Raw genomic sequence first — 10,678 nt, 5'->3', positions numbered from 1 at the left:
CCGCCCTTGACCCCGCCGATACCGAAACAAGGGATAGGATAAATTTGCGAAAAACCAGTTGACTTGGAATTCATCATAGAAGGTCGGGTTAGCCCTTCAGGGCGTAACCCGACTGGCGTCGGCGGCGGCTCGACGTCGGATTACGCTGTCGCTAATCCGACCTACGGGCTGTTAACTTGGCGGCATCAGGGTCCGACCCCGGTTTGACGCCCCTGTTTTTTTGCCGCCGCCGGCGCCCCGGCCGCTTCCCGCCATCCCTTTCGTTGACTCCCACATGAAACTTGCAACACTGAACGACGGCACCCGCGATGGCCAACTGGCCGTCGTCGCGCGCGATTTGAAAACCGCCCATGTGGCCGACGGCATCGCGCCGACCTTGCAGGCGGCGCTGGACGACTGGGGTTTCATCGCGCCCCAGCTCGACGCGCTGTACCAATTGCTCAACCAGGGGCGCGGCCAGCGCAGCTTCGAGTTCGACGTCGCCAACTGCATGGCGCCGCTGCCGCGGGCCTTCCAATGGGTTAGCGCGGCGGCCTATCCGCTGCGCCTCGAACTGGCCTGCAAGGCGCGCGGCGCGGCGCCGCCGGAGTCGCTGCGCGGCGAGGCGCTGATGCAACAGGGCGGGGCCGACGCTTTTCTCGGGCCGCGGCAAGACATCGCGCTGGCTTACGAGCAGTGGGGCGTCGACTTCGGCGCCGGCTTGGCCGCCATTACCGACGACGTGCCGATGGGGGCGACGGCGGACCAGGCGCACCAGCACATCAAGCTGCTGGCCCTGGTCAACGAGGTGGTGCTGCGCAATCTGGCCGACGACGAGCTGGCGCGCGGCGGCGGCTTGCTGCAGGCACGGCCGGCGGCCGGTTTCGCGCCGGTGGCGCTGACGCCGGACGAGCTGGGCGACGCCTGGAAGGGCGGCAAGGCGCACCTGCCGCTGCGCACCCACTGGAACGGCAAGCTGGTTGGTCAGCCGCACGCCGGCGTCGACATGGTGTTTAATTTCCCGCAACTGATCGCGCACCTGTGCCGTACGCGCAATGTGCGCGCCGGCAGCATCGTCGGTTCCGGCGTGGTGGCGAACAAGGACGCCCGCCGCGGCTACGGCTGCATCGCCGACAAGCGTAACCTTGAGCTGGCCGCCGACGGCGTCGCCGCCACCCCGTTCATGCTGTTCGGCGACAGCGTCAAGATCGAGATGCTGGGCGAGGACGGCAAGTCGCTGTTCGGCGCGATTGAGCAGACCTTGAAGCAGATAGAGGCGCGCAGGGCACGCTGACGAGGCAGTCGCTATCGTGTCGCCGGCGGCACCGGCTATCGGCTCGATACCGGCGATGGCGGGTCGGGGCGGCAGCTTTTGGCTAGCTTGGCAGGCATTTGTGTCGCATGCGCAACATGTACACTGGCGGCGGCGTCGCCTGCGTAGTCAACCTGTTGCGCCGGCGTCGATGCGCGTCAAGCGGGGACGGCGTGCCTTTTTGTTTACAACGTCCATTGTCGCGCGCCGTCGGAAGCCTGTTTTTCCAGTGCTGAGCGGTGCGTTTGTTGTTGTTATCCCGTTCTCGCCAGATACGGATAGTAGCTGCCGGGAGGCTTACTTCGTGGTAGAATCGCGGCCTCCTTTCTGGCAGTTTTGGCGGGTTTGACGGGCGGCCCGAGGGTGAATGGCCGCCGCGACGCGCCGCCTAAAATCAATGCCGGCGAGCGCGTGTTTTCGAGCGTTTGCCTTGCTCAAAAATATTTCGTCCTTGCTGGAAAGCCGCGTAATATATATCGACGATACGTACTGCTGACGCGGTTTTTTTGACTAATAGAATTCACCCATGCGCCAAATTTCCCGTTGTGCACTGGCTTTTACTTTGGCCATAACTAATGTTGCTTTTGCTCAAGATGTAATCAATAAGGGAGACTTGCCAGATCCTCGCAGTAGCGTTGACCAGAATCCGGTAAGCGTGGGCGACGTTCCAGTGTCGCAAGGGCAAATGCCCGGCAAAACGCGCATCAGTAATGCACTCTCAACTTCCACGGACGTCAATGGCGCATCAAAGGCGCAACCATTGAACAATCGGGATGTCATGCAGCAGCAGGTGGTGGCGGGCGCGAGTCAGCGTCCGAACGTGCCGAGCGAATTCCAAAAATTCCTGTTTGATAGCACAGGTAAAAACCTGCCCATCTTCGGACTCGAGTTTTTCGCCAATGCGCCGTCCACGTTCGCGCCCATTCTCAATTCGCCCGTTCCCGCCGAGTATCCTTTAGGGCCTGGCGACGAGTTGCTCATTCGCGCATGGGGTTCGATCGACATTGATTTCCGCGCCACCATTGATCGCAACGGCACGATCACCATCCCGACCATCGGCTCGGTTGTGCTGGGGGGGGTCAAGTCTGGTGACGCCGAGGGCGTGGTGCGCGCGGCGGTGGCCAAGCTGTACAAGAGCGTGACGGTTAACGTGAACTTCGGCCAATTGCGCGCGATTACCGTCTACGTCGTCGGTCAAGCAAGCCGGCCGGGCACGTACACGGTGTCGAGCCTGTCGACGCTGGTGACGGCACTGTTCGCCAGTGGCGGCCCGAACGCCAACGGCAGCCTGCGCCGGGTTCAAGTCAAGCGGGCTGGCAAAGTGGTGGCGGAGCTGGATCTGTATGCCTTCATCGCCAAGGGTGATAAGTCGGCCGACATCAAGCTGCAGGACGGCGATACTATCTATATACCGCCGTCGAAGGGTTACGTGGCGCTGATTGGTAAATTGAACACGCCGTCCATTTATGAATTGCGCACCGGCAGCGACACCGTCGAGTCCATGCTCGATTTCGCCGGCGGCTTGCCGATCGTGGCCGATCCGCGCCGCGCCTTCCTTGAGCGGATCGATCCGAGGAAAGTGCAGCCGCGTAGCGTCGAACAATTCGCTTTGACGTCCGATGGCCTTAAAAAAGTGATGAAAAATGGCGATGTCCTCCACATCACCTCGATCACGCCTGATTTTTCGAATGCGGTGGTGTTGCGCGGTAACGTGGATCAAGCCGTGCGCGCGCCGTTCCAAGAGGGCATGCGTGTCAGCGACTTGATTCCGAGCCGGGATTATCTGATTACCCGCGGCTCGACCCAGCGCCAGAACAGCGCCGTGCTGTCGGATAATAGTGGTAATGCCATGAATAATAGCAGCCCCGATTACGCCAACGCCGGCAACAATAACAACAGTAATAACAACAGTAATAACAACAATAATTACAACAATAATTACAACAATAATTACAACAATAACGGTGGCAACGCTTACCGCGGCAATAGCGCCGGCAACGAAAGTGGCGCCAGCCGCGACGGCGGCAACGGTAACTATCCGTCCAATAGCGGTCGCAGAGAGCGTCAGAACAGCAGTAACATCGCCGCGCGCATTGGCGGTTTGATGGACGAGATCAATTGGGATTATGCGGTTATCGAGCGTATCAACCGCGCCGACTTGAGCGTGAGCCTGATTCCTTTTAATTTGGGCAAGGTATTTTCCGACCCCGCTAGTTCGGACAATGTGCAGTTACAGCCGGGCGATACGGTGACGGTCTTCTCGCAGCAGGACGTGGTGGTGCCGATCGACAAGCGGCGCGTGTTTGTCCGCGTCGAAGGCGAGGTCAATGTGCCGGGCGTGTATCAAATGACGCCGGGCGAGAACCTGCAGTCGCTGCTGGAGCGGGCGGGTGGTCCGACCTCGAACGCTTATCTGTTCGGTACCGAGTTCTATCGCGAACAGGTGCGCAAAGAACAAGAAATCAACTTGGAAAAAGCTGCCAACCGGCTTGAAACGCAGTTGCGGGCCGAACAGTCGAAAACGATAGCCAACGTGCGCGCCACCAACGCCGCCGACGCCCAAGTCGCCGAAAGCCGCCGCCAGGCCGACTTGCTGAGCGCGCGTGATACGGTGGCCCGCTTCCGCCAATTGAAGCCGACCGGCCGCATTGCGTTCGGCTTGGATCCGAAGGAGCGCGCGTTTAGCGCGTTACCGCAGCTGAAGCTGGAAAACGGCGACAAGCTGGTGGTGCCGCCGAAGCCGGATTTTGTCCATGTTTTCGGTGCCGTCAACGCCGAGGCGTCGGCGCTGTGGCGTCCCGGCACGCCGGTGAGTAAGTATCTACGGACGGCGGGCCTGACCGCCGACGCCGACGCCGACAATATATTCATCATCCGGCTCGACGGCAGCGTGGTGGCGGGCGATTCGGCCGGCTGGCTCTCGCGCGGCGTGTCCAGTATGGATGCCATGCCGGGCGACACCATCGTGGTGCCCGAAAAACTCGACAAAGAGACCGGCTGGACTCGGTTCACGATGGGGGTGCGCGAGTGGACGCAGATTTTCGCCAACTTCGGTTTGGGCGCGGCGGCCATCAAAGTTTTGAAATAGTCCGAGGGGGGGGGCGGTGGCGACGCGATGCACCGGCCCAGGAAAGTACTCACCATAATCGCATAACAACCTTGAGCGGCTTCCCAGCATGAATGAAATGCAGACCATCGCGGCAACAGCGGACGAATCCGTCGTTGAGAGTGAACTTGACCTGATCGATCTTTTGATCGTCCTTGCGAAGCATAAGAAAATGATCATTTTCCTGCCTTTGGCGGTGGCGATCCTCGCATTGGCTGTCAGTTTTCTTTTGCCGAACATCTATAAAGCGAACACCAAGATTTTGCCGCCGCAGCAAGGCCAGTCCGGCGCGGCGGCGTTGCTGTCGCAACTAGGCGGCGTTGCCGGCGCCGCCGCCGGCGCCGCCGGGATGAAAAATCCGAACGATTTGTATGTCGGCATGCTGACCAGCCGGACCATTGCCGATAGGCTGATCGCACGCTATGATTTGAAGAAGGCCTACGCTACCGATTCGCAGGAAAAGGCGAGGAAAATACTCGAAGACAACACCAGTGTTGTCGCGGGGAAAGACGGCTTGATCAGTGTCGAAGTGGAGGGCAAGGATAAGTTGCTGGTGTCGAAACTGGCCAACTCGTACGCGGAAGAATTGTTAAAGCTGACCAAGGTGCTGGCGGTAACCGAGGCGGCCCAGCGCCGCCTTTTCTTCGAGCGCCAGCTTGAACTCTCCAAGGACAATCTGTCCAAGGCCGAGATGACCCTCAAAAGCGCGCTCGATACGCACGGCGTGATCAGTGTGGACAGCGACAGTCGCGCCATCGTCGAGACCGTCGGCCGTTTGCGGGCGCAGATTGCCGCGAAGGAAATCCAGCTGAATTCGATGCAAGCCTTCGTGACCCCGAACAACCACGAATACAAGCGGGTTCAGGAAGATTTGAGCAGTTTGCGTTCCGAGTTTTCCAAACTTCAAAACGGTCGTCCGGCGCTGGCCGGCGACGAGATGCCCGCCGGAGACAAGCAGGCTGGACTGGAGAACATCAAGATCTTGCGCGAAGTAAAGTATCACCAAATGCTGTATGAGTTGTTGTCGAAGCAATATGAGGTGGCTCGTCTCGACGAGTCGAAAGATTCGTCGATCATTCAAGTGCTCGACATGGCGATGGAGCCGGAACGCAAATTCAAGCCGAAACGTTTAAGCATTGTGCTGGTCTCCACCATGCTGGCATTTTTCGCGGCGATCGCCCTGGCGTTCATTCGCGAAGCCAAACGGGAAGCGCTGGAGAATCCGGAGCGCGCCGAGCAGTGGGACGAACTGAAGTCGCATATCCGGTTCAAGTGAAATTCGACTCGGCGCCCGAGGCTGGGTTGAGCGGTACGACTCCGCGTCTGCGCCCGGTCAGGATTTGCTGACAGGGAAATGGTTTTGTGTTGGGGGCGGAATGATGAACGAATTTTACATGCTTGGTATTGCTGCGGTGGCCGGGGCGGGCAGTTGCGCCATGTGTCTTCTGATCATTTGTTCACAGCGCTGGCACGGCAAGCACTCGCTTCACCACGACCTCGCCGGCGCGCAGAAATTTCACGTGACGGCGGTGCCCCGCATCGGCGGCATCGCCGTCTTCGCGGGTGTGGCGCTGGCGGTCGTTACCTGTATGGCGCTGCTGCCGGCTGTATTTCCTACTCAATACGTCAACCAGGCGATGAAGCTGTTGCTGGCCAGTCTGCCGGCATTTTGCGCCGGCATCGTCGAGGATTTGACCAAGCATGTATCGGTGAAGGTCCGCCTGACGGCCACCGTCGTCAGCGCCTTGATGGGAGCTTGGCTGCTGGGGGCGGTGATTACTTCGCTGGATCTGTGGGGCGTCGACAATCTGCTGCTGTTTGTCCCGGCGGCGTTGTTGTTGACGGCGCTGGCGGTTGCCGGTGGCGCCAACGCGATCAACATTATCGACGGTTTCAACGGCCTAGCCGGCAGCGTCGTCGTGATTATGATGGTGGCGCTTGGCTTCCTGGCTTGGCGCGTCGGTGACGGCCTGGTGCTGACGCTGGCTTTGCTTGGCGGCGGCGCGGCGTGTGGTTTTCTGGTGTTGAATTTTCCGACCGGTCGCCTGTTCCTTGGCGACGGCGGCGCTTATTTTTTGGGGTTTTGGACGGCCGAACTCGCTGTGCTGTTGCTGGTTCGGAATCCCTCGGTGAACGCATGGCAGGTGTCGTCGTTGTGCGCCTATCCGGTGATCGAAGTCCTGTTCAGCATGTATCGCCGAAAAATCATCCGGAAATCCAGTCCTGGCGCGCCGGACGGCTTGCATTTGCACACGCTGCTGTATCGCCGGGTCGCGCCGCGTCTGGTGCGTCGACATGGCAAGGCCGGTTGGGTGCGCAACGCCGCCGTGACCTGCCTGGTCGCGCCCGCGATCGCGGCGCTGGCAGGGCTCACTTTGCTTGTCGGGAATAGCTTCGCCGGCGCGGGGGCCATGGTCTGCCTGCAGGTCGCCCTCTATCTTATCGTCTACAAGCGGCTGGTGCGCGGACGCTGGTGGCAGGCCCCGGCCAGCTATCGCGCGGTGGCCGGCGAAACCAAGGTCAAGTTGTCATGAGCGGCCGCGGGCGCGGCGCCGCGCGCCCGCACGCGGCGGAAATATACAAGCGGGAATCGTCCCCGATGTGATGGCTACGGGTGTCACCTGAAGCGTTTAACCATTTTTTACGAGAAATTTGTCATGCTCAAGAATAAGTCAATTTTAATCACCGGCGGAACGGGTTCTTTTGGTAAAGCTTTTGTGAGAACAATTTTGGAGCGTTTTCCAAGTATCGAGCGCCTCGTGGTGTTCTCGCGCGACGAGTTGAAGCAGTTTGAAATGGCGCAGGAGTTTTCCGAGGAAAAGTACCAGGGCCTGCGCTACTTTATCGGCGACATCCGCGACGAGGCGCGTCTGCGCCGCGCGCTCGAAGGTATTGACGTGGTGATCCACGCCGCCGCGCTCAAGCAAGTGCCGGCCGCCGAATATAATCCTTTCGAATGTATCAAGACCAATGTGCTCGGCGCGCAAAATTTGATCGAGGCCTGTCTCGACAGCAAGGTGCAAAAAGTGGTCGCCCTGTCCACCGACAAGGCCGCCGCGCCGATCAATCTGTACGGCGCCACCAAGCTGTGCTCGGATAAATTGTTTATCGCCGCCAACAACATCCGCGGCCGCCGCGACATCTCGTTTAGCGTGGTGCGTTACGGCAACGTTATGGGTAGCCGCGGCTCGGTGGTACCGTTTTTTCTGAGCAAGCGCGCCAGCGGCGTGTTGCCGATCACCGATGCCGAAATGACCCGTTTCAATATTTCCTTGCAAGAGGGCGTTGACATGGTGTTGTGGGCGCTGGAAAACGCGATGGGCGGCGAAATCCTGGTGCCGAAGATTCCGTCGTACCGCATCCTCGACGTCGCCAAGGCGATCGGGCCGGAGTGCGAGCATCCGATCGTCGGTATCCGCCCGGGCGAAAAAATCCATGAGGAAATGATCACCGCCAGTGACAGTTTGAACACGGTCGACCTCGGTCCGTATTACGCGATTCTTCCGGCCAATGGCAATCTGACCATTCAAAAGTATTGCGATACAATGAAGGCGACGCCGGTGGCGCCCGGATTCAGCTATAACAGTGGATCAAACAGCGATTTTCTGAGCGTCGACGAGTTGAAAAAACTGATCGCCGCCCAAGTCGGCTGACACTTCAACGGGAGCATTGATTGAGTTACATTCCCTACGGACGGCAAGACCTCGACGCCGACGACATCCAAGCCGTGGTCGAGGTGCTGCAATCGGATTTCCTCACGCAGGGGCCGAAGACCCCGCAATTCGAGGCCGCCCTGGCCGCCTACTGTGGCGCCGCCCACGCGTGCGCCGTCAACAGCGCCACGTCGGCGCTGCATATCGCCTGCCTGGCCTTGGGGGTGGGACCCGGCGATCTGGTGTGGACTTCGCCGGTGACCTTCATCGCCAGCGCCAATTGCGCGCGCTATTGCGGCGCCGATGTCGACTTCGTTGACATCGACGCGCGCACCTACAATATGAGCGTGGCCGCGCTGGCGGTCAAGTTGGCCAAGGCGCGGCTGGCCGGGCGCTTGCCCAAGGTGGTGATTCCAGTCCATCTGTGTGGCCAGCCGTGCGAAATGGAGGCGATCCGCGCCCTGTCCAGGCAGTATGGTTTCAGCGTGATCGAGGACGCCTCGCACGCCATCGGCGGTCGCTACCAGGATGCGCCGATCGGCGCATGTCGCTTTAGCGACATCTGCGTCTTCAGCTTCCATCCGGTGAAGATTATCACTACCGCGGAAGGCGGCGCGGCCTTGACCAACAACGCCGGGCTGGCGGCGCGCATGAATTCGCTGCGCAGCCATGGCATGACGCGCGACGCCGGGGCCATGACACAGGCGCCGGACGGTCCCTGGTATTATGAACAGATCGAGCTCGGTTACAATTACCGCATGACGGAGCTGCAATCGGCGCTGGGCCTGAGCCAGATGCGCCGGCTTGACGCCTTCGTCGCGCAGCGCCACCAGATCGCGCGGCGTTACGACGCATTGCTCGCGAAGCTGCCGGTGCTGTTGCCCTGGCAACATGCGGACGGGTATTCAGGCTTACACTTGTATGTCGTCAGACTGCAACTCGAGAAATTGGCGCTCAGCCATCTGCAGGTGTTTGAACGTCTGCGCGCGGCGGCTATCGGCGTCAATGTGCATTACATTCCGGTGTACCGCCAGCCGTATTACCGCGAGCTGGGCTTCGAGCCCGGCTATTGCGCCGAGGCCGAGTCCTACTATGCCAGCGCCATCAGTCTGCCGATGTATTCCGCGTTGAGTCTCGAACAGCAAGATTATGTGGTCGAGACCCTCAAAAACATTCTTCAAGAGCCATCATGAGCGGCGTGCTGCTCTCCAGTTCCCGCATCGCATTCCGTCCGCTGACGCTGGCCGACGTCAGCCAGGAGTATGTCGACTGGCTGTGCGACCCCGAGGTGTCGCGTTTTCTGGAGGCGCGGCACGTGCGCAGCACGCTGGCCGGGTGCCGGGAATACGTGGCCGCGGCCAACGCCAACGACAAACAGTTTTTGATGGGAATGTTCGACCTGGCCACCTCCAAGCATATTGGTAACATTAAGATCGGCCTGATCGACTACCAGTATATGTCGGGTGACCTCAGCCTATTCATCGGCGATAAAACATTCTGGCGCCGCGGCTACGCCGGCGAGGCGATTCAGCGGATCACGGGCTGGGGCTTCGAACAGTTGAAGCTGGAAAAAATCGGCGCCGGCTGCTACGAGAATAATACCGCCTCGCTGCGCGCCTTTCTGAAGTCCGGCTATGCGATCGAGGGATTCTTCCGCAAGCAGGTGCGATACGAGGGCAGGCGTATCGGCGTCATACGGGTAGGGATCACCGCACATGACGTCGAATAGGCCACCACAGCGGCTAGGTTTGGGGACGGTACAGTTCGGCCTTGACTACGGTATCGCGAACCAGTCCGGCCGGGTCGCGTTGGCCGACGCCGTCGCCATCGTCGCCCTGGCGGGCGGCAACGGCCTGGAGGTGCTCGACACCGCTTCCGCCTACGGCGACAGCGAGTCGACGGTTGGCCTATGCCTGCTTGCCAACGCCGCCTGCGCGTTCCGGGTGGTGACCAAAACCGCGCCGCTCGGAACGGCGGCGCTGGGTGCGGCGGAATTGCAAATGGTCGAACGGGCGTTCATGGCGTCGCTGGAAAGACTAGGCCGGCGCCGCGTCGATTGCCTGATGGTGCACCACGCCGACGACTTGCTGGTACCCGGCGGCGAGCGCCTGTTCGCGCGCCTGCTGGCATGGCGCGAACAGGGCTTGGTCGACAAAATTGGCGTCTCGGTCTACGACAAGGAACAAATTGAGCGCCTGTTCGCACGCTATAGTTTCGACCTGGTCCAGTTGCCGCTGAACGTCTTTGACCAGCGCCTGCTGCACAACGGCGGCCTGGCCATGCTGGCCGAGCGGGGTGTCGAAGTACATGCCCGTTCGCTGTTGTTGCAGGGCGTGCTATTGATGTCGCCCGCAAGCCTGCCGGCCCATTTGGCCGCGCTGAGGGCGCCGCTGGCGGCGCTGCACGCGCTGGCGCGTACCAGGGGCCTGACGCCGCTTGCTGCGGCGTTCGGTTTTGTCAAACAAATCAAGGAGGTGGCGGTGGCGCTGGTGGGCGTGTTGTCGGTCGCGCACCTGGGCGAATGCCTGGACGCCTATCGCGGCGCGCCGGCGGGCGATTATGCCCGCTTCGCCCAGGACGATGACAGCTTGATTGATCCGCGCCGCTGGCCCGCGTCGAGGTAAGACA

General features: G+C 60.6%; 8 protein-coding genes. All 8 read left to right on the top strand.

Annotated elements, in window-relative coordinates; translation table 11 throughout:
* Positions 1-274: 274 nt before the first annotated feature.
* The 8 genes from ACFDR9_RS08660 to ACFDR9_RS08625 all read left to right on the top strand — a co-directional run bounded on the left by ACFDR9_RS08660 (position 275) and on the right by ACFDR9_RS08625 (position 10,674).
* Positions 275-1,273, top strand: a complete 999-nt coding sequence (locus ACFDR9_RS08660) for a fumarylacetoacetate hydrolase family protein (RefSeq protein WP_409030745.1) — start codon at positions 275-277, stop codon at positions 1,271-1,273.
* A gap of 544 nt (positions 1,274-1,817) precedes the next feature.
* Positions 1,818-4,379: an SLBB domain-containing protein gene (locus tag ACFDR9_RS08655; RefSeq protein WP_409030744.1), complete on the top strand. Its 2,562-nt coding sequence runs from the start codon at positions 1,818-1,820 to the stop codon at positions 4,377-4,379.
* A 97-nt stretch (positions 4,380-4,476) separates the two neighbouring features.
* A complete protein-coding gene (locus tag ACFDR9_RS08650; protein WP_035788967.1) occupies positions 4,477-5,673 on the top strand; it encodes a Wzz/FepE/Etk N-terminal domain-containing protein in 1,197 nt (398 codons plus the stop codon).
* A 100-nt stretch (positions 5,674-5,773) separates the two neighbouring features.
* Entirely contained in the window at positions 5,774-6,931 is a 1,158-nt protein-coding gene (locus ACFDR9_RS08645; RefSeq protein WP_409030743.1) for an MraY family glycosyltransferase, read from the top strand.
* Positions 6,932-7,054: 123 nt separating this feature from the next.
* Complete coding sequence (pseB, locus tag ACFDR9_RS08640) at positions 7,055-8,050, top strand: UDP-N-acetylglucosamine 4,6-dehydratase (inverting) (protein WP_026133398.1); 996 nt, start codon at positions 7,055-7,057, stop codon at positions 8,048-8,050.
* A 20-nt stretch (positions 8,051-8,070) separates the two neighbouring features.
* A complete protein-coding gene (gene pseC, locus ACFDR9_RS08635) occupies positions 8,071-9,243 on the top strand; it encodes a UDP-4-amino-4,6-dideoxy-N-acetyl-beta-L-altrosamine transaminase (RefSeq protein ID WP_409030742.1) in 1,173 nt (390 codons plus the stop codon).
* On the top strand, positions 9,240-9,779 hold the full coding sequence (locus tag ACFDR9_RS08630) for a GNAT family N-acetyltransferase (protein WP_409030741.1): 540 nt from the start codon (positions 9,240-9,242) through the stop codon (positions 9,777-9,779). Before pseC ends, ACFDR9_RS08630 begins: the two co-directional genes overlap by 4 nt.
* Entirely contained in the window at positions 9,766-10,674 is a 909-nt protein-coding gene (locus ACFDR9_RS08625; RefSeq protein ID WP_409030740.1) for an aldo/keto reductase, read from the top strand. The genes ACFDR9_RS08630 and ACFDR9_RS08625 overlap by 14 nt, the downstream gene beginning before the upstream one ends.
* The last annotated feature ends 4 nt before the right edge of the window (positions 10,675-10,678 follow it).

It is taken from the genome of Janthinobacterium sp. CG_23.3 (assembly GCF_046115965.1).
Classification (GTDB): Bacteria; Pseudomonadota; Gammaproteobacteria; order Burkholderiales; family Burkholderiaceae_D; genus Janthinobacterium.
This window is presented reverse-complemented; position numbering and strand designations above follow the sequence as displayed.